The organism is Nocardioides sp. HB32 (assembly GCF_054058995.1).
In genome coordinates this window covers 4,117,609-4,142,164 of the sequence record NZ_JBSSBS010000001.1, presented here as the reverse complement: position 1 = coordinate 4,142,164, position 24,556 = coordinate 4,117,609, and the positions used below count along the sequence as shown (strand labels likewise).

General features: G+C 71.0%; 24 protein-coding genes. 15 read left to right on the top strand and 9 right to left on the bottom strand.

The annotated features are described in order from the left end of the window. Nucleotides 1-18: 18 nt before the first annotated feature. Nucleotides 19-795: a succinate dehydrogenase/fumarate reductase iron-sulfur subunit gene (locus tag ACVW2K_RS20775; RefSeq protein ID WP_028635678.1), complete on the top strand. Its 777-nt coding sequence runs from the start codon at nt 19-21 to the stop codon at nt 793-795. Here ACVW2K_RS20775 and ACVW2K_RS20770 read toward each other — a convergent pair. Beyond that, nucleotides 792-962 (bottom strand): hypothetical protein, encoded by a 171-nt coding sequence (locus ACVW2K_RS20770; RefSeq protein ID WP_155991894.1) that lies wholly within the window; start codon nt 960-962, stop codon nt 792-794. The two genes, ACVW2K_RS20775 and ACVW2K_RS20770, sit on opposite strands and share 4 nt — an antisense overlap. 217 nt (nt 963-1,179) lie before the next feature. Here ACVW2K_RS20770 and ACVW2K_RS20765 point away from each other — a divergent pair, with 217 nt between their 5' ends. The 3 genes from ACVW2K_RS20765 to scpA all read left to right on the top strand — a co-directional run bounded on the left by ACVW2K_RS20765 (nt 1,180) and on the right by scpA (nt 5,327). Next, complete coding sequence (locus ACVW2K_RS20765; RefSeq protein WP_155991895.1) at nt 1,180-1,416, top strand: hypothetical protein; 237 nt, start codon at nt 1,180-1,182, stop codon at nt 1,414-1,416. A 102-nt stretch (nt 1,417-1,518) separates the two neighbouring features. After that, entirely contained in the window at nt 1,519-3,216 is a 1,698-nt protein-coding gene (locus tag ACVW2K_RS20760) for a methylmalonyl-CoA mutase family protein (RefSeq protein WP_457203814.1), read from the top strand. Next, nucleotides 3,213-5,327 (top strand): methylmalonyl-CoA mutase, encoded by a 2,115-nt coding sequence (gene scpA, locus ACVW2K_RS20755; protein WP_155991896.1) that lies wholly within the window; start codon nt 3,213-3,215, stop codon nt 5,325-5,327. Before ACVW2K_RS20760 ends, scpA begins: the two co-directional genes overlap by 4 nt. Here scpA and ACVW2K_RS20750 read toward each other — a convergent pair. Then, on the bottom strand, nt 5,324-6,649 hold the full coding sequence (locus ACVW2K_RS20750; RefSeq protein ID WP_457203813.1) for a permease prefix domain 1-containing protein: 1,326 nt from the start codon (nt 6,647-6,649) through the stop codon (nt 5,324-5,326). The genes scpA and ACVW2K_RS20750 overlap by 4 nt on opposite strands. Continuing rightward, a complete protein-coding gene (locus tag ACVW2K_RS20745) occupies nt 6,646-7,014 on the bottom strand; it encodes a PadR family transcriptional regulator (RefSeq protein WP_028635682.1) in 369 nt (122 codons plus the stop codon). The genes ACVW2K_RS20750 and ACVW2K_RS20745 overlap by 4 nt, the downstream gene beginning before the upstream one ends. Before the next feature lie 84 nt (nt 7,015-7,098). Here ACVW2K_RS20745 and meaB point away from each other — a divergent pair, with 84 nt between their 5' ends. The 3 genes from meaB to ACVW2K_RS20730 all read left to right on the top strand — a co-directional run bounded on the left by meaB (nt 7,099) and on the right by ACVW2K_RS20730 (nt 10,589). Beyond that, nucleotides 7,099-8,064: a methylmalonyl Co-A mutase-associated GTPase MeaB gene (gene meaB, locus ACVW2K_RS20740; RefSeq protein WP_457203812.1), complete on the top strand. Its 966-nt coding sequence runs from the start codon at nt 7,099-7,101 to the stop codon at nt 8,062-8,064. A 153-nt stretch (nt 8,065-8,217) separates the two neighbouring features. Continuing rightward, nucleotides 8,218-9,297, top strand: coding sequence for a ScyD/ScyE family protein (locus tag ACVW2K_RS20735; protein ID WP_457203811.1), 1,080 nt, complete (start codon nt 8,218-8,220; stop codon nt 9,295-9,297). 350 nt (nt 9,298-9,647) lie between these two features. After that, nucleotides 9,648-10,589 (top strand): amidohydrolase, encoded by a 942-nt coding sequence (locus ACVW2K_RS20730; RefSeq protein ID WP_457203810.1) that lies wholly within the window; start codon nt 9,648-9,650, stop codon nt 10,587-10,589. Here the strand turns inward: ACVW2K_RS20730 and ACVW2K_RS20725 are convergent. The 4 genes from ACVW2K_RS20725 to ACVW2K_RS20710 all read right to left on the bottom strand — a co-directional run bounded on the left by ACVW2K_RS20725 (nt 10,586) and on the right by ACVW2K_RS20710 (nt 15,917). After that, a complete protein-coding gene (locus ACVW2K_RS20725; RefSeq protein ID WP_457203809.1) occupies nt 10,586-11,878 on the bottom strand; it encodes an ABC transporter permease in 1,293 nt (430 codons plus the stop codon). The two genes, ACVW2K_RS20730 and ACVW2K_RS20725, sit on opposite strands and share 4 nt — an antisense overlap. Beyond that, nucleotides 11,875-13,095, bottom strand: a complete 1,221-nt coding sequence (locus tag ACVW2K_RS20720) for an ABC transporter permease (RefSeq protein ID WP_457203808.1) — start codon at nt 13,093-13,095, stop codon at nt 11,875-11,877. The genes ACVW2K_RS20725 and ACVW2K_RS20720 overlap by 4 nt, the downstream gene beginning before the upstream one ends. Nucleotides 13,096-13,162: 67 nt before the next feature. Further along, nucleotides 13,163-14,677 (bottom strand): ABC transporter ATP-binding protein, encoded by a 1,515-nt coding sequence (locus ACVW2K_RS20715; protein ID WP_457203807.1) that lies wholly within the window; start codon nt 14,675-14,677, stop codon nt 13,163-13,165. 112 nt (nt 14,678-14,789) lie between these two features. Beyond that, nucleotides 14,790-15,917 carry a BMP family lipoprotein gene (locus ACVW2K_RS20710; RefSeq protein ID WP_457203806.1) on the bottom strand — a complete coding sequence of 376 codons (1,128 nt, stop codon included), beginning with the start codon at nt 15,915-15,917 and terminating at the stop codon, nt 14,790-14,792. Between the two features lie 118 nt (nt 15,918-16,035). On the opposite strand from ACVW2K_RS20710, the gene ACVW2K_RS20705 reads away from it, so the two are divergent. Together ACVW2K_RS20705 and ACVW2K_RS20700 are read left to right on the top strand one after the other, a co-directional pair. Next, nucleotides 16,036-16,431 (top strand): cytidine deaminase, encoded by a 396-nt coding sequence (locus ACVW2K_RS20705; RefSeq protein WP_028635688.1) that lies wholly within the window; start codon nt 16,036-16,038, stop codon nt 16,429-16,431. A 10-nt stretch (nt 16,432-16,441) separates the two neighbouring features. Beyond that, the gene (locus ACVW2K_RS20700; RefSeq protein ID WP_457203805.1) at nt 16,442-17,731 is read left to right on the top strand and encodes a thymidine phosphorylase; all 1,290 of its coding nucleotides are present in this window, start codon (nt 16,442-16,444) and stop codon (nt 17,729-17,731) included. 44 nt (nt 17,732-17,775) lie between these two features. Here the strand turns inward: ACVW2K_RS20700 and ACVW2K_RS20695 are convergent, their stop codons facing one another. Further along, a complete protein-coding gene (locus ACVW2K_RS20695) occupies nt 17,776-18,228 on the bottom strand; it encodes a MaoC family dehydratase (protein WP_457203804.1) in 453 nt (150 codons plus the stop codon). Between the two features lie 37 nt (nt 18,229-18,265). Here ACVW2K_RS20695 and ACVW2K_RS20690 point away from each other — a divergent pair, with 37 nt between their 5' ends. Genes ACVW2K_RS20690 through ACVW2K_RS20675 form a run of 4 tightly spaced genes read left to right on the top strand, consistent with a single transcriptional unit; the run spans nt 18,266 to nt 21,456 of the window. Next, nucleotides 18,266-19,372, top strand: coding sequence for an adenosine deaminase (locus ACVW2K_RS20690; protein ID WP_457203803.1), 1,107 nt, complete (start codon nt 18,266-18,268; stop codon nt 19,370-19,372). Further along, nucleotides 19,369-19,845: a DUF3592 domain-containing protein gene (locus tag ACVW2K_RS20685; RefSeq protein ID WP_457203802.1), complete on the top strand. Its 477-nt coding sequence runs from the start codon at nt 19,369-19,371 to the stop codon at nt 19,843-19,845. The genes ACVW2K_RS20690 and ACVW2K_RS20685 overlap by 4 nt, the downstream gene beginning before the upstream one ends. A 9-nt stretch (nt 19,846-19,854) precedes the next feature. Continuing rightward, nucleotides 19,855-21,051, top strand: a complete 1,197-nt coding sequence (locus ACVW2K_RS20680; RefSeq protein ID WP_457203801.1) for a cation:proton antiporter — start codon at nt 19,855-19,857, stop codon at nt 21,049-21,051. Between the two features lie 9 nt (nt 21,052-21,060). Continuing rightward, nucleotides 21,061-21,456, top strand: a complete 396-nt coding sequence (locus ACVW2K_RS20675; protein WP_457203800.1) for an SHOCT domain-containing protein — start codon at nt 21,061-21,063, stop codon at nt 21,454-21,456. Here the strand turns inward: ACVW2K_RS20675 and gvpJ are convergent. Beyond that, entirely contained in the window at nt 21,453-21,950 is a 498-nt protein-coding gene (gene gvpJ, locus ACVW2K_RS20670) for a gas vesicle protein GvpJ (RefSeq protein ID WP_457203799.1), read from the bottom strand. The two genes, ACVW2K_RS20675 and gvpJ, sit on opposite strands and share 4 nt — an antisense overlap. Before the next feature lie 276 nt (nt 21,951-22,226). On the opposite strand from gvpJ, the gene ACVW2K_RS20665 reads away from it, so the two are divergent. Both ACVW2K_RS20665 and ACVW2K_RS20660 read left to right on the top strand, forming a co-directional pair. After that, nucleotides 22,227-22,859 carry a uridine kinase gene (locus tag ACVW2K_RS20665; protein WP_457203798.1) on the top strand — a complete coding sequence of 211 codons (633 nt, stop codon included), beginning with the start codon at nt 22,227-22,229 and terminating at the stop codon, nt 22,857-22,859. Nucleotides 22,860-22,893: 34 nt separating this feature from the next. Then, entirely contained in the window at nt 22,894-24,297 is a 1,404-nt protein-coding gene (locus tag ACVW2K_RS20660) for a metallophosphoesterase (protein ID WP_457203797.1), read from the top strand. Nucleotides 24,298-24,556: the final 259 nt, after the last annotated feature.

The following is a 24,556-nucleotide window of genomic DNA, read 5'->3' as shown; positions in this document are numbered from 1 at the left end:
AATGGGAGAGGCTAGGACATGGGCTACGACCTCAAGATGCGCGTCTGGCGCGGCGACACCGACGGCGGCGAGCTCGTCGACTACACGGTCGAGGTCTCCGAGGGGGAGGTCGTCCTCGACGCGCTGCACCGGCTGCAGGCCACCCAGTCCGGTGACCTCGCGATCCGCTGGAACTGCAAGGCCGGCAAGTGCGGCTCCTGCTCCGCCGAGATCAACGGCCGGCCGAAGCTGCTGTGCATGACCCGGCTCTCGGACTTCGAGCCGACCGAGACGATCACCGTCACCCCGATGCGGACCTTCCCGGTGATCCGCGACCTGGTCACGGACGTGTCGTACAACTACGAGAAGGCCAAGGAGCTGCCGTACGCCCAGCTTCCGCCGCGGGACGCGGACGGCAAGCGGCGGATGGCCCAGATCGACGTCGAGCGGGGCCAGGAGTTCCGCAAGTGCATCGAGTGCTTCCTGTGCCAGAACACCTGCCACGTCGTCCGCGACCACGAGGACAACAAGCCGGCGTTCGCGGGTCCGCGGTTCTTCCTGCGGTACGCCGAGCTCGACATGCACCCCCTCGACACCCACGACCGGCGGGCGCTCGCCCAGGGTGCCGCCGGCATCGGGATGTGCAACATCACCAAGTGCTGCACGGAGGTCTGCCCCGAGGGCATCAAGATCACCGACAACGCGATCATCCCGATGAAGGAGCGGGTCGTGGACCGCAAGTACGACCCGCTGGTGTGGCTCGGCAACAAGATCGGCATCCGCAACAAGGACAACGACGGACGGACCGAGGTCTAGCCCGAGGCGGCGCCGTTCAGCACGGCCACGAGGAGCTTGGCGAACACGAACGTCACGAGCCCGGCCGCGCCCGCGATCATCGCGGTGACCAGCACCAACGTGAGCAGTGCGCTGAGGATCGTCCCCGTGCGCGTGGGGGTGTCGCGATGGTGGAGCAGTAGTGCCATGGCCCGTCCCTCCCGAGTGACCGAGCTGTGGGTCCCCAGCGTGCGCCCGGTCGGCACGCGTCGGTATCGCCCGCTTCGGGTGATACCGGTGAGACGCCGGCGAGGCGCGGTCTCGTTGCCGGTCGGCGGGTTGCGATCGGGTCACGAAACGATCGAAAACGGGATCAGTCCGGTGTCGGTGGACGGTGCTTGGCTTGGCGCCATGGCGGATCGGGGCGTGGCGGTCAGGATCGACGAGGCGGGGCTGCACATCACCGGGGACGGTCCGGGGCTGGAGCGGTTCGTCGCGCTGCTGCGCGAGGAGGCCGCGAAGCTCGCCGCGCTCGGCGACCGCAGCCCGCTCGAGGTGCGGATGGCGCGGGCCCTCGGCGTGGTCGCGGACCGCCAGTCGGCGCTCGACCTGTCGGCCGGCTCGCAGGTCACCTGGTGCGGCTGGACCCGCACGGACGCCTAGCCCGGGGTCCGCACCTTCCAGGACCCGCTGGCCAGGCGGCGGGGGAGCGGAAAACGTCACACTGAGTGGCTGTGGCGCGGAACCACTCCTATCGTTCGCACCATGACCGAACCAGGGACCGTCGAGGGCGGGCTGGACGAGCCCGCCGACCTCGAGCCTGCGCAGGGCTCGCTCGACCTCGCGTCCCCCGAGGACCGGTGGACGGTGGCCGACTGGGAGCGCGAGGCCGCGGCCGTGCTCCGCAAGTCGCGCCGGGTGACCGACGAGGATCCGAACGACGTCGTCTGGGACCGGCTCACCCGCACCACGCTCGACGGGATCGCCGTCACGCCGCTGGGCACAGCGGCCCTCGTGGCTGACGTGGAGGTCCACGGACGGCCGACCCGGCAGGGCGACTGGGACATCCGGGCCCACGTCGACGGCCGCGACGCCGAGCTCGCCCACGACGAGGCGCTGGTCGACCTCGACGGCGGCGTGACCAGCCTCTGGATCACCGGCGGAGGCGACCTGGCGACGCTCCTGGAGGGAGTGCTCCTCGACCTCGCGCCGGTCGTCCTCGACGGTGCGGACCCGCAGGCCTTCCTGGCGTACGCAGAGAGACGGGAGCTGCACCCCGCGACGAACCTCGGCGTCCCGGTCGCCGACGCCACCGCGGACCTGGCGCGCCTCGCGCTCGAGCGCGGGATCCGGTGCTTCGTCGTCGACGCGACCGCGATCCACGACCGCGGCGCCTCGGACGCCCAGGAGCTCGGGTGGTCGATGGCCGCGGCGACGGCATACCTGCGCACCCTCGCCGAGGCCGGCGTCTCCGTCGACGAGGCGGCGGCGCTCGTGGAGTTCCGCTACGCCGCCACGGACGAGCAGTTCCCGACCATCGCCAAGCTGCGCGCCGCTCGCCGGCTCTGGGCGCGGGTGCTGGAGATGAGCGGGGCTCGGCACCGCGAGATGCGCCAGCACGCCGTCACCAGCCGGCCGATGATGAGCAAGTACGACCCCTGGGTGAACATGCTCCGGACGACCGTCGCGGCCTTCGCCGCCGGCGTCGGGGGCGCGGACGCCGTCACCGTGCTGCCGTTCGACAGCCCGCTCGGCCGCCCCGACGCGTTCGGCCGCCGGATCGCGCGCAACACCTCGCACCTGCTGATCGACGAGTCGCACGTCGCCCACGTCGCGGACCCCGCGGGGGGCGCGTACGCCGTCGAGAAGCTGACCGACGACCTCGCCTCCGTCGCGTGGGGGATCTTCGGCAGGCTGGACGACGGCGCGGACCTGGCCGACGAGATCGCGGCCACCGTCGCCGAGCGCGAGCGGCAGGTCGCCACCCGCCAGCGTCCGATCACCGGCCTCACCGAGTTCCCGAACCTCGCCGAGGTGCTCCCGCAGCGCGCAGGGGAGCCCGACCCGGTGCGGCGCTACGGGGCCAGCTTCGAGGCGCTCCGCGACGAGCCCGCCGGCAGGCCGGTATTCCTGGCCACCCTCGGCACCGTGGCGCAGCACACGGCCCGAGCGACCTTCGCCAGCAACCTGCTGGCGGCGGGCGGCATCGCCGTCGACGTGGCCGGCCCGACCGCGGGCGTCGACGAGCTCCTGGCGGCGTACGCCGGTCAGCCCGTGGTGTGCCTGGCCGGTGCCGACCCGACCTATCGGGAGTGGGGCGAGGCCGCCGCGCAGGCCCTGCGCGCGGCCGGAGCCACGCGCGTCGTGGTCGCCGGCAAGCCGGTCGACTGGGCCGACGACTCCTGCGCGATGGGCGTGGACGCCCTCGACTTCCTGACCCGGACCCGGGAGGTGCTCGGATGAGCGTCCCGAAGAGCTTCAGCGGCGAGCCCTGGCTGTCGCCCGAGGGCATCGAGATCAAGCCGATCTACGGCCCACGGGACCTCGAGGGCCTCGACGCGCTCGACACGCTGCCCGGCCTGAGCCCGTTCCTGCGCGGCCCCTACCCGACCATGTACACGACGCAGCCGTGGACGATCCGGCAGTACGCCGGGTTCTCGACCGCGGAGGAGTCGAACGCCTTCTACCGCCGCAACCTGGCGGCCGGGCAGAAGGGCCTCTCCGTCGCGTTCGACCTGGCCACCCACCGGGGCTACGACTCCGACCACCCGCGGGTGCGCGGTGACGTCGGCATGGCGGGTGTCGCGATCGACTCGATCTACGACGCGCGCACGCTGTTCGACGGCATCCCGCTCGACGAGATGTCGGTGTCGATGACCATGAACGGCGCCGTGCTCCCGATCATGGCGCTCTACATCGCGGCGGCGGAGGAGCAGGGGGTGAAGCCGGAGCAGCTCGCGGGGACCATCCAGAACGACATCCTCAAGGAGTTCATGGTCCGCAACACCTACATCTACCCGCCGGCGCCGAGCATGCGGATCATCAGCGACATCTTCCAGTACACCGCCGAGCGGATGCCGCGGTTCAACTCGATCTCGATCTCCGGCTACCACATCCAGGAGGCCGGTGCTACCGCCGACCTGGAGCTGGCGTACACGCTGGCCGACGGTGTCGAGTACATCCGCGCTGGTCTGGCCGCGGGCCTGGACATCGACCGCTTCGCGCCACGGCTGTCGTTCTTCTGGGCGATCGGCATGAACTTCTTCATGGAGATCGCCAAGATGCGCGCGGCCCGCGCGCTCTGGGCCCGACTGGTGCGCGAGTTCGACCCGAAGAGCCCGAAGTCGCTCAGCCTGCGCACGCACAGCCAGACCTCCGGCTGGTCGCTGACCGCACAGGACGTCTTCAACAACGTGCAGCGCACCTGCATCGAGGCGATGGCCTCCACCCAGGGACACACCCAGTCGCTGCACACCAACGCGCTGGACGAGGCGATCGCGCTGCCGACCGACTTCTCGGCGCGGATCGCCCGCAACACCCAGCTGCTGCTGCAGCAGGAGAGCGGCACGACCGGGACCATCGACCCCTGGGGCGGCAGCTACTACGTCGAGCGGCTGACCCACGACCTCGCCGAGCGGGCGTGGGCGCACATCCTCGAGGCCGAGGCGGCCGGCGGCATGGCGGCCGCGATCGAGCAGGGCATCCCGAAGATGCGCATCGAGGAGGCCGCCGCGCGCACCCAGGCCCGGATCGACTCGGGCGCGCAGAAGGTGATCGGCGTGAACACCTTCCGGCTCGCGGCCGAGGACAAGCTGGACGTCCTCAAGGTCGACAACGACGACGTCTACCGGCAGCAGGTCGCGAAGCTGGAGCGGCTCCGGGCCGAGCGGGACGACGAGGACGTCCGGCGCACGCTCGAGGCGCTCACCAACGCCGCGGAGCGTGGCGATGCCCGGTCCGGGGGAGGCAACCTGCTCGAGCTGGCGGTCGACGCGGCCCGGGCGAAGGCCACCGTGGGCGAGATCTCGGCTGCGCTGGAGAAGGTCTACGGGCGCCACCAGGCCGTGATCCGTACGATCAGCGGCGTGTTCAGGGACACCTCGTCCGAGTCGGGCGACACGCTGGTGCAGCAGGTGCTCGACGCGACCGCGGAGTTCGAGGAGTCCGAGGGTCGCCGCCCGCGCATCCTGGTCGCCAAGATGGGCCAGGACGGCCACGACCGCGGCCAGAAGGTCGTCGTGAGCGCCTTCGCGGACATGGGCTTCGACGTCGACGTGGGGCCGCTGTTCTCCACGCCGGAGGAGGTGGCCCAGCAGGCCGTCGACGCGGACGTGCACATCGTCGGGGTCTCGTCGCTGGCGGCCGGCCACCTGACCCTGCTGCCGGCGCTGAAGCAGGCGCTGGCCGAGCAGGGTCGCCCCGACATCATGGTCGTCATCGGCGGGGTCATCCCGCCCGACGACGTGCCCACGCTCACCGAGATGGGCGCGGCCGCGGTGTTCCTGCCCGGCACTGTGATCGCCGAGTCGGCGCTCGACCTGCTCGCGCGGCTGCGCGAGCAGCTCGGCCACTAGCCGAAGCCGAACACCGGCGGCAGCACGACGGTCACGGCGACCGCCCACGCGGCGTACACCGGCAGGTACGACGTCTGCCACCGCTCGAGCCGTCCCAGGCCGTGCCGGTGGCGCAGGAAGCCCCAGCTCAGCCACGCCGACCAGACCAGGTTGACCAGCAGCACCACGTTCAGCCCGAGGGCGGTGACCCGGTTCGCCGACCACCCCCACTCCGCGACCCGGCTCACCATGGCGACGGCGACGAGCGCGTCGACGAGCAGCGCGACCACGACCAGGCCGAGCTGGAGCGCGTCGAAGATCCCCGGCGGCTCGTCCCGCTCGCGCGCGGAGAGTGCGTAGAGCACCAGGCCGACCACGAGGACCAGGATCAGGTCCATCACCAGCAGCAGGCTCCGGTCGACCGCGAGGACGCCCGGGCTGGCGATGAACGCGCCAGCGACCGCGACCAGCATCACGACCGTCAGCGGCGTGAACACCTTGGTGAGCACCGGGGCGATGTTCTCGATGACGCCCTGCTTCGCCTCGACCAGCCAGGCCGCGACCACCACGGCGCCTGCGGCGCCGCAGGGCAGCACGGTCTGCGCCAGCCAGTCGTCGATGGTGACCCCTGCGGCCTCGAACGCGCCGGCGCAGAGTCCGACGAGGACGCCGCCGCCCAGCGCGAGCAGCGCGTAGTAGACAACGACCTCGCCGGTGAACCGGATGAAGTCCATCCGTCGCCGGTCCGAGCGCCAGCGCCCCCCGGCGTACGCGATCCCGACTCCGAGCAGCCACAGCGCGACCGCGGCGTGGATCGCGGCGATCGGGGCCGTGGTGCCGTCGACGTCGAAGGGGTAGACGTTGAGCAGGACCGCGGCCGCGGCGTACGCCGCGACCGCTGCGCCCACGGTCACGGCCGCGGCCCGGCGCTTGTGCAGGAAGTAGGCGGTGACGAACGGCAGGACCAGCAGCGCGGCGTTGAGGGCCGCCCGCTCGGGGCTGAGTACGGCCACCGCGAGCCGGACCGCGACCGCCGCGCCGATGGCGAGCGCGATCGTGAGCCAGAGGTCAGCGCTGGGACGGTACGCCGGCTCCTCGCTCGTGACGAGCTGCTTCCAGAGCCGCTCGGTGTGCTCCTGGGCGAACTCCTGCGAGACCGCGTCCAGGTTCCCGATCCGCTTCACGGCCACCAGGAACGCCTCGTCGTCCTCCAGTCCGACGGCGACCAGGTCGTTGACCTGGTCGCGCAGGTGGGCCTCCATCTCGTCCACGTCGCGCGCCGAGATCGCCCGGTGCCGCTCGACGTGGCCGCGCCAGCGACCGATCTCCTGGTCCAGGCTCATCGGGCACCTCCCAGCGAGACCGCGCGTGCGGGCGCCGGGCCGTCGCGCCAGAGCCGGTCCAGGGTCTCGGTGACCGCGGTCCACTGCCGCTGCTGCTCGCCGAGCGCGTCCCGGCCGGGTCCCGTGATCGCGTAGTGCTTGCGGCGCCGGCCCTGCTCGGAGACCTGCCAGGCGGCGTCGACGTACCCGAGCCGCTCGAGCCGGTGGAGCAGCGGGTAGAGCATGCCGTCGGTCCAGGCCAGCCGACCCTGCGAGAGCTCGTGGACGCGCTTGCCGATGGCGTAGCCGTAGGACTCGCCCTCGACCAGGATGCCGAGCACGAGCGGGGTGGCCGAGGCGGCCACCAGGTCCTTGTCGATGCGCACGGGTGCCTCCTGATACCTAGAAGTACGAGGTATGCATACCTTGCACCTCTAGGGGTCGCGACCGCAAGCCCTAGACTCGCGGCCGTGGCGGACGTGAGCGCGCTCCTCGAGGGCATCCGTGCGGGTCGGCGGGCCGCGGTCTCCCAGGCGATCACGCTGGTGGAGTCGACCAGCCCCCGGCACCGCGAGCAGGCCCGGGAGCTGCTGGCCGGGATCGAGCAGCGCGAGGCGGTCCGGGTCGGGATCAGCGGCGTGCCCGGGGTCGGGAAGTCCACGTTCATCGAGGCCCTCGGCACCCGCCTGACCGCCGCCGGCCACCGGGTCGGCGTGCTCGCTGTCGACCCGTCCAGCGTGCGCACGGGCGGGTCGGTGCTCGGCGACAAGACCCGGATGGCCCGGCTGGCCACCGATCCGGCCGCCTTCGTCCGGCCCTCGCCGAGCGCCGGCACGCTCGGTGGCGTGGCGCGGGCGACCGTGCAGGCGATGGCCGTGCTGGAGGCGTCGGCGTACGACGTCGTGCTGGTCGAGACCGTGGGCGTCGGCCAGTCCGAGGTGACCGTGGCGGGGATGGTCGACACCTTCCTCTTCCTGACCCTCGCGCGCACCGGGGACCAGCTCCAGGGGATCAAGAAGGGCATCCTGGAGATCTCCGACGTCATCGCGGTGAACAAGGCCGACGGCGACCGCCTCCAGGAGGCGCGGGTGGCCGCCCGGGACCTGGCCGGGGCGTTGCGGATGGTCCGCGGCAGGGGGGAGTGGGCGCCGCCGGTGGTGACCTGCTCCGCCCTGGAGGACGACGGCGTCGACGACGTGTGGGACCGGGTGCTCGAGCACCGCCACCACCTCGGAGCCGAGGGCCTGGCCCGCAAGCGTGCGGCGCAGCAGCTCGACTTCACCTGGGCGCTGGTCCGCGACGAGCTCGAGCAGCGGCTCCGGCACTCGTCCGCCGTCCGCGCGATCCGCACCGAGCTGAGCGAGGCCGTGCTGTCCGGCGAGCTGCCCGCGACCGTCGCCGCCGACCGGATCCTCCAGGCCTACGACGCCGGCTGACCGGGCCGATCGGTCTGGACCACTCCGGCCGATTTCCGGCTTCCGACGGACCCGTCCGCATATCCCGCGTATCAGGGACCCATGCCCCGTGCTCTTGGGACACCGGGCCGCCAAGACTGGCGACCTCATCGTGAACACCTACGGAGGAAGCACATGCGTCGAACCCCCCTGATCCCGCTGGCGGCAGCAGCGCTCTCGCTCGTGGCCACCGCGTTCGCCCCCGCGGCGAACGCTGCCGACCCGGACACCCTCGCCGACGGCCTCGTCTCGCCGCTCACGCTCGCCGTCGCGGCCGACGGCACCGTGTACGTGACGGAGAACAACAAGTCCGTCCTCGACAAGATCACCCCAGGCGGCGAGGCGACCCCGATCTACGCCGACGAGGCCCAGCGCGAGGTCGGCGGCGTATCGGTGTCCGGCGACGTGGTCACGTTCACCACGACCGGTTTCCACGACTCACGCGTGTACACCCTGACGCCGAACGGCGACGGGTACGACCAGGCCGAGATCGCGAACACGTGGGCCTACGAGAAGGCCCACAACCCCGACGGCAACCGGACCTACGGCATCAGCGGACTCTCGAGGTCCTGCAAGCACCGCATCCCGAAGGACGTGCGTCCCTTCGTGGTCAGGTACCACGGCATCAAGGACTCCCACCCGTACGCGACGGCCGTGGTCGGTGCGACGACCTACGTCGCCGACGCCGCCGGCAACGCCATCCTCGCGGTCGACGCGACCGGCATCAGGACCGTCGCGGTGCTCCCCGCGGTCAAGGTCACGGTCAACAAGAAGCTGCGCAAGGGGCTGGGGCTGCCGAAGTGCACGCAGGGCAGGACCTTCAAGGGCGAGCCGGTCCCGACCGACGTCGAGCTCGGGCCTGACGGCAAGCTCTACGTGACCACCCTGGGCGGCGGCCTCGGCGAGTTCCTGCCGGTCGGCGCCGTCTACCAGGTCGACCCGGCCACCGGGACGATCGCGTCGCAGGGCAGTGGGCTCTTCGGGCCCGTCGGCCTGGCGATCAGTCCCACCGGTACGGCGTACATCTCGCAGCTGTTCGCCGGCAACGTCCTGGCGAAGCCGCTCGGCGGGGACCCGTCGGTGTTCACCGAGGTCTCCGGTGGTCCCGGCGGCGTGGAGCTGAACGGCACGGACCTGTACGCGACCGACACCGACCTGCGCGGCAACCCGGACGACCCGCACGGCAAGGTCCTGAAGTTCTCGACGGTCGGCTGACCGCCGGCTGACGCCAGTCGGAACGCGGTGCGGGCCCAAGTCGATGGACGGGGCCCGCACCGCCACTCCCGGGTGAACTAGGCTCGACCCGATGCCTGAGGTCCCCGATGCCGGTGCGGTGGTCGACGCCGCCGTGGAGGAGTGCGCCGGCGAGCTGATCGCGCTGCGCCGCGACCTGCACGCCCACCCCGAGCTGTCATGGCGGGAGATCCGCACCACGGCGCTCGTGGAGTCCTGGCTCGGCCGGCACGGCTGGCGGGTGACGCAGCTGCCGCGCACCGGCCTGGTCGCCGAGATCGGCGAGACCGGCCCCGTCGTCGCGCTGCGCGCCGACCTGGAGCGCGCTGCCCGTGCCCGACCTCACCGACGACCCGTGGTCGAGCACCGTCGAGGGCGTCACGCACGCCTGCGGCCACGACGTGCACACCGCGGCGCTGGTCGGCGCCGCCGTCGCGCTCGGCTCCGTCCACGACCGGGGCCTGCTGCCCGGCCGGGTCCGGCTGCTGTTCCAGCCGGCCGAGGAGGTGATGCCCGGCGGGGCGTTGTCCCTCATCGAGCAGGGCGCCCTCGCCGACGTGGAGCGGATCTTCGGACTGCACTGCGACCCGAGCCTGGACGTCGGCAAGGTCGGGCTGAGGGAGGGCCCGATGACCGGCGCCGCGGACCACCTCGAGGTCACCCTGAGCGGTTCGGGCGGGCACACGTCGCGTCCGCACCTGACCGAGGACCTCACCTACGCCCTCGCCAAGGTCGTCACCGAGCTGCCCGCGATCCTGTCCCGTCGGCTGGACCCGCGGGCCGGCGTCAGCGTGGTGTGGGGCATCGTCGAGGCGGGCTCCGCCCACAACGTGATCCCGGCGACCGGGCGCATCGGCGGCACCGTGCGGATGCTCGACGCGGTGGCCTGGTCGGAGGCGGAGAAGCTGGTGCCGGTGCTGGTCGAGCAGATCGTGGCGCCGTACGGCGTCGTCGCGCAGGTCGACTACCAGCGCGGTGTGCCCCCGGTGGTGAACGACGTTGAGTCGATCGTGCTGCTCGGCCACGCGGTCGAGGGGGTGGTCGGCACGCGTGGGCACGTCCCCACCCAGCAGAGCCTCGGGGGCGAGGACTTCGGCTGGTACCTCGACCGCGTGGCGGGAGCGATGGGGCGCCTCGGCACCCGCACGCCCGGCGGCCCGGTCTACGACCTCCACCAGGGCAACCTGCAGGTCGACGAGCGCGCCGTCGCGATCGGCGCGAAGGTGCTCGCGCACGCCGGGGTCGCCGCGCTGGCCCGACCGGCAGACCGCTAGCCCTTGCGGTAGGGGATGCCGTCCGCCGCCGGCGGCCGGGAGCGTCCGACCAGTCCGGCGACCGCGAAGATCGTCACGACGTACGGCAGCATCAGCATGAACTGGCTGGGCACCGGCGACCCGATCACGGACAGCACGCCCTGCAGGTTCGACGCGAAGCCGAACAGCAGCGCGGCCAGCGTGGCGCGGATCGGGTCCCACTTGCCGAAGATGACCGCGGCGAGCGCGATGTACCCGGCGCCTCCGGTCATCTCCCGGTTGAACTGAGGGACGGAGACCAGGGTGTAGAACGCGCCGCCCATGCCGGCGACCGCGCCGGCGATCAGGATCGTGCGGTAGCGGGTCCGGTTGACCTTGATGCCCACGGTGTCGGCGGCCTTGGGGTGCTCGCCGACGGCGCGCACGCGCAGGCCCCACTTGCTGCGGTACAGCGACCAGGTCACCAGGGCGACGGCCACGTAGAGCAGGTAGACGATCACCGTCTGGCGGAAGAAGATCGGGCCGACCAACGGGATGTCGCCGAGCACCGGGATCGGGATCGCCTTGAAGTGCGGTGGGGCGTTCAGCGAGGCTGCGTTCGGCGCGAGCACCTGCGTGAACATGAAGCTCGTGAGGCCGAGCACGAGCACGTTGAGGACGACGCCGACGATGACCTGATCGACGAAGTAGGTGATCGCGAACAGGCCGAGGATCAGCGCCACCAGCACGCCGGCCGCGCTGGCGGCCACGAGACCGGCCCAGGCGGAGTCGAGGACCGACGCGACCATCGCGGCGGCGAACGCGCCGGCCAGCAGCTGGCCCTCGATGGCGATGTTGACGACGCCGGAGCGCTCACCGAGGACACCACCGAGAGCGCCGAACACGAGGGGTACGGCGAGCGCCAGCGACCCGGAGAGGAGACCGACGAGAGGGATCGTCCCGCCCGTGGCGGCCCAGGTGAGGAACCCGAACACCCAGGCCACCGAGTAGACGACGACCAGCCAGAGCGGGGTCGGCCGGTGGCGGCGGTACAGCACGACCGACCAGGCGGCGCAGAGGCCGCAGACGACCACGACGATCCAGGCGGTCAGGGTCGAGGGGACCGTCACGGTCGGCAGTTGCGCGAAGTCGCTCGGGACGGCCAGCCGGTAGGTGGTGTCGCCCGACTTCGGCCAGATCGCCACGATCGCCAGCAGGAGCAGGGCGAGGGTGCTCAGGAGCACCGGTGTCTTCTTCTCGATCACAGTGGTGACGCCCGCCAGCGGGGTCTCGTGGATCGGGATGCTGGCCTCACCGGTGGTGGTGCTCACTTCGCCTCCTTGGCGGGCAGGCGGAACAGGGTCCGGATCAGGGGTGGCGCCGCCAGGAACAGCACGATCAGCGACTGGACCACGAGGACGATGTCGACGGGGATGTTCTGGGACGCCTGCATGGCGAAGCCGCCCGCCTTGAGGGCGCCGAAGAGGATGCCTGCGGCGAGGATGCCCAGCGGCCGCGAGCGGCCGAGCAGCGCCACGGTGATCGCGTCGAAGCCGATGCCCGCGTCGAGGTCGACGGTGACACCGCCCGTGACCGTGCCGAGGACCTGGTTGGCGCCGGCCAGACCGATCAGGGCGCCGGCGATCAGCATGACCACGACGTACGTGCGGCCGACGTCGATGCCGTTCGCCCGGGCCGCCTCGGGATTGATGCCGACCGCGCGGATGCGGAAGCCGAGCGCAGACCGGTCCAGCAGCCACCAGGCGAACGCGACGGCGACCAGGGCGATGATGAAGCCGAGGTGCAGGTTGTACTGGTCACCGAGCAGCTTCGGCAGGACGGCGGAGTCCTTCATCGGCAGCGACTTCGGATTGAAGGAGTTCGGGGCCTGCAGCAGGCTCTGCTTCGAGAGCGCGAAGAAGACCAGGTAGAACCCCACGTAGTTGAGCATGATCGTCACGATCACCTCGTGGGCGCCGGTGCGCGCCTTCAGGAAGCCGGCGATGCCGGCCCACAGGGCCCCGCCGACCATGGCCGCGACGAGGGCCAGGGTCAGGTGCAGGACCGCCGGGAGGTCGAACTGGTAGCCGACCCAGCCCGCCGCCGCGCCGGCGATCAGCATCTGGCCGCGGCCGCCGATGTTGAACAGGCCCGCGCGGAACGCGACGCCGACGCCGAGTCCGGAGACGATCAGCGGCGCCGCGAACTTGGCGGTCTCGGTCAGCGGCTTGACGCCCAGCTGGAAGTTCTCGGCGTCGGTGTTGTAGACCGACCCGCGGAACAGCGCCGTGTAGGCGCCCCAGATGGCGTCCCAGGTCGCGTTGAAGAAGTCCCCAGGCCGCGCCCCGATGTAGCCGGCCGCCGACCGCACGTTCTCGTCGGTGACGGCGATGAGCACCGAGCCGACGAGGACCGCCAGGAGGACGGCGAGAAAGCCGTTGAACATGCTCCCGGAGGCGATCTCACGCAGGGCGGTGCCCCAGCGGTCCTGCTGCGGGGGCTGCTCCGGCTCGGTGGGCGGCTGCTCGGCCTCGACGGCGCTGCTCACGCGGGGTCCCCTCGGAAGTGTGGGCTGGAGGAGCGAAGCGGGGGAAGCCCGCAGTTTCGTGGGGTGTTCATGCGATCGCCCCTTCCGGACGCTCTCCGGTCATCATCAGTCCGAGCACCTCTCTGGGTGTGTCGCCGGGGACGATGCCGACCACCCGACCCCGGTAGAGCACCATGATCCGGTCGGCCAGGGCCGCCACCTCGTCCAGCTCGGTGGAGACCACCAGGACGGCGACGCCGGCGTCGCGGCCGGCCACGATCTGCTTGTGGATGAACTCGATCGAGCCGACGTCGACGCCGCGCGTCGGCTGGGCCGCGACGAGGAGCTTGATGTCCCGGGAGAGCTCGCGGGCCACCACGACCTTCTGCTGGTTGCCGCCGGACAGCTCCTCGGCGAGCGAGGTCACCCCGGCGGCGCGCACGTCGTACTCGCGCACCTTCTCCTCGGCGAACTTCTCCAGCTCGTCCAGCACGAGCGACCCGCGGCGGACGAACGGCCCGCTGTGGCTGCGGTTCAGCATGAGGTTCTCGGCGATGGTGAACTCACCGACCAGGCCCTCGACCTGCCGGTCCTCGGGGATGAAGCCGACGCCGGAGTCGAGCACGTGGCGGACCGAGCGGCCGACCAGCTCCTCGCCGTCGAGGCGGATGGACCCCTGGACGTGGTCCTGGAGCCCCATCAGGGCCTCGGTGAGCTCGGTCTGGCCGTTGCCCTGGACGCCGGCGACCGCGAGGATCTCGCCGGTTCGGATCGAGAAGCTGACGTCGTCGACGTGGACGCGTCCCGCGTCGTCGAAGACCCGGAGGCGGTCGACGACGAGCAGCTCGTCGCCCGGCGCGGCCGGGTCCTTGTGGACCGTCAGCTCGACCGGACGGCCGACCATCAGCGAGGCGAGCTCGGCGTTGCTCGCGGTGGGCTCGGCCTGGCCCACGACCTTGCCGAGCCGGATCACCGTGATCTTGTCGGCGACGGCCCGCACCTCGCGCAGCTTGTGGGTGATGAAGACGATGGCCTTCCCGGCCTCCTTGAGCTCACGCATGATCTGCATCAGCTCGTCGGTCTCCTGCGGCGTCAGCACGGCGGTGGGCTCGTCGAGCACCAGCACCTGGGCGTCGCGCGACAGGGCCTTGATGATCTCGACGCGCTGCTGGACGCCGACGGGGAGGTCCTCGACGACCGCGTCGGGATTCACGTCGAACCCGAACTGGTCGGAGATCTCCTTGACCCGGCGGCGGGCCGCGTCGAGGTCGAGGGAGCCCGCGAAGCCGGTCGACTCGTTGCCGAGCATGACGTTCTCGGCGACCGTGAAGACCGGGATCAGCATGAAGTGCTGGTGGACCATGCCGATGCCGGCGGCGATCGCGTCGCCGGGACCCGAGAAGTGCTGGACCGCGCCGTCGAGCTCGATCTCACCCTCGTCGGCCTGGTAGAGGCCGTACAGGACGTTCATCAGCGTGGACTTGCCCGCGCCGTTCTCGCCGAGGAGGGCGTGGATCTCGCCGGGTTCGACGGTGAGGGAGATGGCGTCGTTGGCGACCAGCGTGCCGAACCGCTTCGTGATGCCGCGGAGGACGAGCTTCATGGGACGGGATCCTAGTGGCGTGGGGGCGTAGGAGTGCGAGAAGGGGAAGGCCGGCGTGAGCCGACCTTCCCCTCTCGGTGGGACTGTTCGAACTACCGGGTCAGAGCCGGGATCAGGACGGGTTCAGGTAGGAGTTCACCGGGATGGAGCCGTCGATGATCCCCTTCTTGATGTCGTCCAGCTTGCCCTGCAGGCCCGGGTCGACCTTGCTGTCGAAGTTGTGGAACGGCGCGATGCCGACGCCGTCGTTCTCGAGCGTGCCGACGTACGGGCTGAAGTCGAAGTTGTCGGGGTCCTTCTGCGCGGACATGATCGCCTCGTAGGTCGAGACCTTCATGTTCTTCATGATCGACGTCAGCACGACGTCCTGCGTGGTCGGGTCGGTCTCGAACAGGTCGGCGTCGACGCCGATCATCGCGATGTCCTTGCCGGAGTCGCCGATGGCGGTGACGGCGCCCTGGTAGATCGGGCCACCGACCGGCAGGATCACGTCTGCGTCCTGGTCGATGATCTGCTTGGCGGTGTTCGTCGCCTTCTCGTTGGCCTCGAAGCCACCGGTGAAGGAGCCGTTCTTGCCGTCCCAGCCGACGACCTTGACGTCCTTGCCGTTCTGCTGGCTGTAGTAGTCGGCGCCCTGCTTGAAGCCGTCCATGAAGATGGTGACGGTCGGGTACGGCTGGCCGCCGTAGGTGCCGACGACGCCGGTCTTGCTGTAGTCAGCCGCGGCGTAGCCCGCGAGGAACGCGGCCTGTGCGGTGTCGTAGAGCAGCGGCTTGATGTTCGGCTCGTCGGCCTTGCCGTCGAACGTCTGGCCGTCGTCGCCACCGTCGGCGGCGTCGTCGATGAGGACGAACTTGATGTCCGGGTTGGCCTTGGCGGCGTCCTTGGTCGCGGCCGCGAGGTTGAAGCCGACGGTCACGATGACGTCGCAGTTCTGGGAGACCAGGTTGTCGATGTTCGGCGCGTAGTCCGCGTCGCTGTTGGACTCGACGGCCTTGAAGTCGGTGCCGAGCTCGTCCGCGGCCTGCTTCACGCCCTCGTAGCTCAGCTGGTTGAACGACTTGTCGTCGAAGCCGCCCGCATCGGAGACGATGCAGGGCAGGAAGTCCGACGCCGCGCTGGTGCTGCCGCCGTCGCTGCCGCCACTGGACTCGTCCGGTGCGCTGCCACATGCCGCCAGCATGGTCGCGGCCACCAGGGCGGCAACGCCGCCGCCTGCGGCCTTCCTCAACTTGTTCACTATTGCCTCCAGAATCTTCGCCCGTCGGATACGGCGCGACAGTCGGTCACCGTACCGTCCATCGTCGTGTCAGCCAGCCGTTACGCGGGAAAGATTGTGTAACAGTTAGGGTGGGCTCGTGGGGGCTACCGAGGCCGACTGGGCCGAGCTGCGTGCGGTCGCCGACGAGGCGGCCACGCACGCCTACGCGCCGTACTCGAAGTATCGCGTCGGCGCCGCCGCGCGGGTCTCGGACGGGCGGGTCGTCGCGGGCTGCAACGTCGAGAACGCGGCGTACGGCGTGACGCTGTGCGCCGAGTGCGGCCTGGTCAGCGACCTGCACCTGGGCGGTGGCGGACGGCTGACCCACTTCGTCTGCGTGAACGGCGACGGCGACGTGATCATGCCCTGCGGCCGCTGCCGGCAGCTGCTCTTCGAGAACGGCGGGCCGGAGCTCCTGGTCTGGACCGTGTCCGGTATCAGGACGATGGCCGAGGTGCTCCCGGATGCCTTCGGGCCAGAGGACCTCGCCTAGGGTTCCGGGCATGCCGACCCGACACGACGCCGTCGAGGTGATCCTCGCCAAGAGGGACCGCCACGAGCTCACCGACAGCCAGATCGACTGGGTGATCGACGCCTACACCCGCGGCGACGTCGCCGACGAGCAGATGGCGGCGCTGGCGATGGCGGTCCTGCTCAACGGCATGAACCGTCGCGAGATCGCCCGCTGGACCGGCGCGATGATCGCGTCGGGGGAGCGGATGGACTTCTCCAGCCTCTCGCGCCCGACCGCCGACAAGCACTCCACCGGGGGCGTCGGCGACAAGATCACGCTGCCGCTGGCCCCGCTGGTGGCCGCGTGCGGCGTCGCCGTCCCCCAGCTCTCGGGGCGCGGCCTGGGCCACACCGGAGGCACGCTCGACAAGCTGGAGTCGATCCCGGGCTGGCGGGCCGCGCTGTCGAACGAGGAGATGCTGGCCCAGCTGGAGTCGGTCGGCGCGGTGATCTGCGCGGCCGGCGACGGCCTGGCCCCGGCGGACAAGAAGCTCTACGCCCTGCGCGACGTCACCGGCACCGTCGAGGCGATCCCGCTGATCGCCTCCTCGATCATGTCCAAGAAGATCGCGGAAGGCACCGGCGCGCTCGTCCTGGACGTGAAGGTCGGCACCGGCGCGTTCATGAAGTCGCTCGACTCCGCGCGCGAGCTGGCCGAGACGATGGTGGCGCTCGGCCAGGATGCCGGGGTGCACACGGTCGCGCTGCTGACCGACATGTCGACGCCCCTCGGGCTGACCGCCGGCAACGCGGTCGAGGTGCAGGAGTCGGTCGACGTGCTGGCCGGCGGCGGACCCGCCGACGTGGTCGAGCTGACGCTGGCACTGGCGCGCGAGATGCTCGCCGGCGCCGGGCGTACCGACGTCGACCCGGCCGAGGTGCTGGCCTCGGGCCGGGCCATGGACGCCTGGAAGGCGATGATCCGGGCGCAGGACGGCGACCCCGACGCCGCGCTCCCGCAGGCGCGCGAGTCCCACGTCGTGACCGCGCCCTCGTCCGGCGTGCTCACCCGCCTGGACGCGATGGCAGTCGGCCTGGCCGCGTGGCGCCTCGGTGCCGGCCGGGCCCGCAAGGAGGACCCGGTGCAGGCGGGCGCCGGCGTCGTCTGGCACGCCCGCCCGGGCGACCCGGTGACCGCGGGACAGCCGTTGTTCACGCTGCTCACCGACGAGGCCGAGCGCTTCGACCGGGCGCTCGCGTCGCTCGAGGGCGGCTACGACGTCGCGCCCGAGGGCACGCCGTTCACGCCGGGTCCGATCGTCATCGACCGGGTGAGCTGACGCCGAGTCGGCGCAGTCTCAGCTGAGACTGCGCCGACTCGGCGTCAGACCAGCAGCAGGACCACGGTCTCGGCGACGCAGGCCGGCTTGGCCTCGCCGTCGATCTCGATGGTGTGGCGCAGGGTGACCTGCTTGCCCGAGGGGAGGTCCGCCACGTCACCGACGGTGACGGTGGAGCGGATCCGCTGGCCGACCTTGACCGGGTGGGGGAAGCGCACCTTGTTGGCGCCGTAGTTGAGCTTGGCGCCGGGGGTGTCGAACCCGAAGACCTGGCTGCCGAGGAACGGGATCAGCGACAACGTCAGGTAGCCGTGCGCGATGGTGCCGCCGAACGGCCCGTCCTTCGCGCGCTCCACGTCCACGTGGATCCACTGGTGGTCCCCGGTGGCCTCGGCGAACAGGTCCACCCGGTCCTGCTCGATGGTGAGCCAGTCGGAGGTCCCGAGCTCGTCGCCGCTCGCGGCAGCGACCTCGTCGAGGGACGTGAAGACGCGCATGCCCGAGAAAATAGCGAACTCTGGAAGGATCGCGGGCATGACCCCGTCCCTCGAACAGATCCGCCGGGCACCGAAGGTCCTGCTGCACGACCACCTCGACGGCGGACTGCGTCCCCAGACGATCATCGACCTGGCCGCCGAGGTCGGCCACGCGCTGCCCGCCGTCGAGGGGCCGATGACCGCGGAGTCGCTGGGACAGTGGTTCGCTGAGGCGAGCGACTCCGGGTCGCTGGAGCGCTACCTCGAGACCTTCGACCACACGGTCGCGGTCATGCAGACCGCTCCGGCGCTGGCCCGGGTCGCCCGGGAGTGCGTGGAGGACCTCGCGGCCGACGGGGTCGTGTACGCCGAGGTGCGGTACGCCCCCGAGCAGCACGTCGGCCAGGGGCTGACCCTCGACGAGGTGGTCGCGGCCGTGCAGGAGGGCTTCGACCAGGGCGTCGCCGCGGCGGGCGGCCGGATCGTCGTACGCCAGCTGCTGACCGCGATGCGCCACCAGGCCCGCTCGATGGAGATCGCGGAGCTCGCGATCGCGTGGCGGGACCGCGGCGTGGCGGGCTTCGACATCGCGGGCGCCGAGGCGGGCTACCCGCCGACCCGGCACCTCGACGCGTTCGAGTACCTCCAGCGCGAGAACGCGCACTTCACGATCCACGCGGGCGAGGGCTTCGGCCTCCCGTCGATCTGGCAGGCGATCCAGTGGTGCGGGGCGGACCGGCTGGGCCACGGCGTGCGCATCATCGACGACATCACCGTGCACGACGACGGCAGTGTGGAGCTCGGCCTGCTGGCGGCGTACGTCCGGGACAAGCGCATCCCGCTGGAGATGTGCCCGTGGTCGAACGTGCAGACGGGTGCCGCGCCGTCGATCGCCGAGCACCCGATCGGGCTGCTGAAGAAGCTCCGCTTCCGGGTCACGGTCAACACCGACAACCGCCTGATGAGCCGCACCTCGATGAGCCACGAGATGGCGTCGCTGGTGGAGGCCTTCGGCTACGGCATCGACGACCTGCGCTGGTTCACGATCAATGCCATGAAGTCGGCGTTCCTGCCGTTCGACGAACGGCTCGCGATCATCGAGGACATCGTCAAGCCGGAGTACGCCGCGCTGGCGGCCGAAGGCGGGCCCGAGGCCGAGACGTGAAGATCCACTACGTCCCCACGGTGCTGCTGCTCGGGTCGGCGGTCCTCGTCATCGTGGTGGCGGGCGTGCTGCTGCTCAAGGGCCGGTCGGTCCGGCGTACCGCCGCGACGTTCCGTGAGCGGGCGGTCACGGCCACGGCAACGGTGACCGCGCTCGAGGCCAAGGACCTCAGCTTCGGCGCTGAGCCGGACACCCGGTACTTCCCGAGGGTGAGCTTCACGCCCGACGGCGCCTCGGAGCCGGTGGAGGTGCTGACGCTGACCGACGTCCCCGCGCCGCCGCCCCGCGTCGGCGCGGAGATCGAGGTCGCGTACGACCCGCAGCGGCCGGACCGGGTCGACGTCGCGGCGACCGAGGGCGACGTCGAGGGGGCGGGCCGGACCTGGTTCGTGCTCAGCTCCCTCGTGGCGCTGGTCGGCCTCGGCATCGCCGCCGCCTGGCTGGTGCTGGTCCTCGTCGTCTGGACGAGCTAGGCCGATCCGGTGCCGGGCGCGGGAGAGTCGCTGTTCTGGATCGCCCTGTGTGCCGTGCTCGCTCCGCTGCTCGTCGGCCTGGTGCTGCGGAACAAGGTGCCGGAGGTGGTGCTGCTCCTCGTGCTCGGCGTCCTGATCGGCCCGAACGTGCTCGAGCTCGCCGTCGCAGGCGAGGGCGTCACGATGCTGCGCGAGCTGGGGCTCGGCATGCTGTTCCTGCTCGCGGGCTACGAGGTCGAGCCGGCCGAGCTCGTCGGCCGCGGCGGGCGCCGCGCGCTCGTCACGTGGGTCGCCTGCCTGCTCGTCGCGCTCGGCATCGTGCTGCTGCTCGACCGCACCGGCCAGATCGACGGTGAGATCGCGGTCGCGATCGCGCTGACCTCCACCTCGCTGGGCACCCTCCTGCCGATCCTCAAGGACACCCACCTGCTGGGCACCGGGTTCGGACGCGTCGTCATGAACCACGGTGCGTACGGCGAGCTCGGGCCGATCCTCGCCATGGCGGTGCTGCTCGGCGCCCGCGGTCCGCTGGAGTCCCTTCTCGTGCTGGCCGGGTTCGGCCTGCTGGCCGTCGTGCTGCACCGGTTCTCCGCGCGGTTCAACCCGGAGGGCTCGGTCCTGGCGGTGATCCGTCGTGGCGCCGAGACGTCCGGCCAGACCCAGGTGCGGCTCGTCGTGCTGCTGCTGGTGACGCTCACGGTGGCCGCCGCGGCGTTCGACCTCGACGCCGTTCTCGGTGCGTTCACCGCGGGATTCGTGCTGCGCCAGCTGGTTCCGGAGGGCCACGAGAGCCTGGAGCACAAGCTCGAGGGGCTGGCGTTCGGCCTGCTCATCCCGGTCTTCTTCATCACCTCCGGCATGGCGATCGACCCGCACGCCGTCGTCGAGGAGCCGGTCGCGCTGGTGGCCTTCGTGGCGCTGATCCTGCTGGTCCGTGGCGGTCTGGTCTTCCTCGCCACGGTCACCGAGGGTGGCCTCGGCCGGCGACAGAGCGCCGCCGCCGCCCTGTTCGCCGCGACCGGCCTGCCGATCATCGTCGCGGTGACGTCGGTCGCCGTGAGCGCCGGCGAGATGACGGCGACGAACGCCTCCGTCCTGGTCGCGGGCGGCGCCCTCACCGTGCTGGTGTGCCCGCTGCTGGGCCAGCGGCTGCTGTCGCCCGGTCACCCGGATCGGGTGAGCCTCCGGACGAGACCACCTGTCTAGGGTCGCCGCGTGGACAGCTTCTGGGACTTCTTCTGGTTCATCATCTCCTTCTTCCTGCTCATGGCGTACCTCATGGTGCTGTTCCAGATCCTCACGGATCTGTTCCGCGACAAGGGCGTCAGCGGCGGGATGAAGGCGGTCTGGGTCTTCTGCCTGATCTTCTTCCCGATCGTCACCTCGCTGGTGTACCTGATCGTCCGCGGGCAGGGCATGGCCGAGCGCAACGCCGCGGTGATGCGCGCTGCGCAAGCGGACACCGAGGCCTACATCAAGACCGTGGCCGCCGAGACGGGTGGCGGCGGGGGATCTGCCGCCGACCAGATCGCGCAGGCCAAGGGACTCCTCGACTCCGGGGCGATCACCCAGGCGGAGTACGACCAGCTCAAGGCCAAGGCGCTCAGCTAGTCATCCGAGTCGTCGTGCGAGTCGCCCGGGGTGACGGCGTCGACGACGCGCCCCGCGACGTCCGCCACCCTGTCGCGCACCTCCGAGACGCCGTCCACCACCCGTTCGGCGGCCCCCTCGACTGAGTCCTCGACCGTGTCGACGGCGCCCTCGATGGCGTCGCCGACAGCGCCGACACTGCCGGACAGCTTGTCCTCGACGACGTTCGCAGCCACGTCCCTGGTGAGCCTCTCGGCGCCTTCGGAGAGCGCGTCCGGCAAGGTCGCCCCTCCCTTGTTCCACAGGTCGAGTCGATTGGTGGCTTCGGCGAACCGCAGGTACGTGTCAGCGCTGGCCACGATCACTCGCGCGTCGATCGTCAACAGCTCGATGCCCACGACCGATACGCGCGCGTAGGCGTCGATGACGATCCCGCGGTCGAGGATGATGTCGACGACGTCCGCCAGTCCGCTCGGCGCGGGCCGGCTCAGGTATCCGCCGCTGGTCTCAGGCATGGCCCTCCCGCCGTGCCGTCCGAGTGGCCGGGAGGCCACCCCTCGAGGTCGGGCGGTACCCGCCCGATGCGCATCCAGTCGCCAAGGACGAGGATTTCACGTTCGTCGTCCTTCCGCCGAAGCTGCTGGGCGAAGGTGGGATGGACTTCCGGCCCCGGTCATGAACTGTCGAGACGTCGCTACTCTCGGCGGGTGGATGGGTTGGACTCTGTCTCGACGTGGCGTCAGCCGATGCCGCCGGCCGCCTCCTCGTCTCGGTCCACCCTGGTGACGCGGATGGCAGCGGAGATCCTGGCGCGTTCAGATCGACGGATCCGGGTCGCCGTCGACGGCCGGACCGCGGCCGGCAAGACCTCCTTCGGACACGAGCTCGCGGCGGCTGTCCGCGGGTTCGACCGACCGACCTTGCGGGCCTCCCTCGACGATTTCAAGCACGCGTGGCCGCACGCTGACGAGCACGGATACGACCGGCTCTCAGGCGAGGGCTACTACCGCAACGCCCACGACCACGACTCGGTGCGACGACTCCTGCTCGAACCCGCCGGACCGACCGGATCGGGCCAGGTCGTCCTGTGCGCGCATGACCCCCTGACCGGCATCGACCACCGCGACGTCGTCGTCGAGGCCCGTCCCGACGCGGTCCTGATCGTGGACACGGTCTTCGCGTTCCGCCCCGAGTGGGACGACCTGTGGGACTACAGGATCTGGCTCGAGGTCGCTGCCGCCGAGTCGCTGGCACGCGGCGTCGCCCGCGATGGTTCCAGGGACGGCGCGTTCGAGGCGGCTCGGGTGCACCAGGACCGGTACGCGGTTGCCGAGGCCCTCTACATCGCCGAGGTGGACCCCGTCTCCCGCGCCGACGTCGTCATCGACAACCACGACTGGGCGGCCCCGCGCGTCGTTGGGTGACCGGCGGCGTGAGGTCGGCGCCTAGGGTGTCCGGATGGGAGCCGAGAACGACGACGTCCATCGCGAGGAGTTCGTCCACCTCGTCGATCTCTCGCATGACCGGGTCCTGATCGGATGGGGAGCCTTCTGGTTCCGCCACGACCAGACGGCCGACCGGTGGAACATCCTCGATGACTCCGAGCTGCAGGGCGCCGTGGGCCGGCGTACCTCGATCGGGCATGGCGCGGAGCCGTTCGGTGACGCCCGCGTCGAGGTCCTGGAGTCCGGTGGCGAGGTCGTCGCCGAGGTGGGCACCGAGGATCGGACCTGGGTCTGGGTCGAGGGCCTGGAGCCGGACACGGAGTACCGCTACCGGATCCACGTCGACGGCCGCGAGTGGGCGTCGGGCGTGCGGTGGGACTGGGAGCCCACCGCGTCGGGCGGGTACGACCTTGGACCCGGCAGGGCTTACGACCTCCGGTTCCGCACCTTCCCGGCCCCGGACACCGCGACCCCGGTCGTGCGGTTCGTAGCCATGGGCGACTACGGCGTCGGGATCAGGTCGGACAGCGAGTCCAGCCGCCGGCAGCGCCGGATCGCGGAGGTGCTCGACGAGCTCGTGCGGCACCACGACGTCCGGTTCGTGCTGTCGTTGGGCGACAACATCTACCAGGGCGAGCTGGGTCAGGTGGACGACGAGAGCGGCGGGGAGGACGACGACTGGTACTCCAGCTTCTTCCAGCCGTATCGCTACGTCATCGCTCGGGTCCCGGTGTTCCCCGCCATCGGCAACCACGACACCACCGACACCGAGGGCAGCGACGACCGGGCGCAGATGGAGGACAACTTCCACGTCCTCGAGCGGTTCCGCGCTTGGCAGGACCGCGCCTCGGTCGGTCCGGGGCTGTTCTACCGCTTCGGCTACGGCAAGGACCTCGAGCTGATCTGCATCGACACCTCCCAGGACAGCGAGGATCCCGAGTACCACCGCTTCTTCGAGGTGCCGGACCACCAGCGATGGCTCGCGGACGCGCTGGCTGTGGCCGATCCCGGCTGGCGGATCCCCTTCTCCCACCACCCGCTGCTCTGCGCCGGACCGGAGCACGGGAACGACCAGGAGATGCTGGAGACCCTGTTGCCGCTCTTCGAGCGGGGCGGCGTGCGGCTCGTGCTGGCCGGCCACGAGCACAACTTCCAGGTCTCGGAGCTGGACGGCCGCACGTACGTCGTCTCCGGGGCGGGAGGCCAGCTCCGGGAGGAGATCCCCAGCGGGTTCGACGACGCCCACACCACCGCCTGGGCGGCTCAGGCGCACCTCCTGATGGTCGAGATCGACGGTGACGAAGCCCGCCTCACACCCGTCTCGGGTCTGCTGCCCGACGGGTCGCTGCACCTGATGACGGCGCTCACGAAGGACAACGAGGTCGTGCGCCCGCCGTTCCTCGTGCGCCGGCCATGACGGGAGGCGCCGGGCAACCGGCGGGCTCGGTCTGCTGGGCGACCGCACCTCGGAAAGACGCGTGCTGCCCCGCACGGCGCGTACCGGTTCGGTGTGGGCTTGTCATGCCCGAATTCGATGATTCGGGCGCCTTCACGACCGCGCTAGGTTCCATGTTTAGCCGGGAGCGGACGCACGCCACATGTGCGGGGGCCGCTCGCCGGGACGTGGCAGGAGACGGGCCATGCACCACGATCACCGAGCTCAACCACCGCCCTCG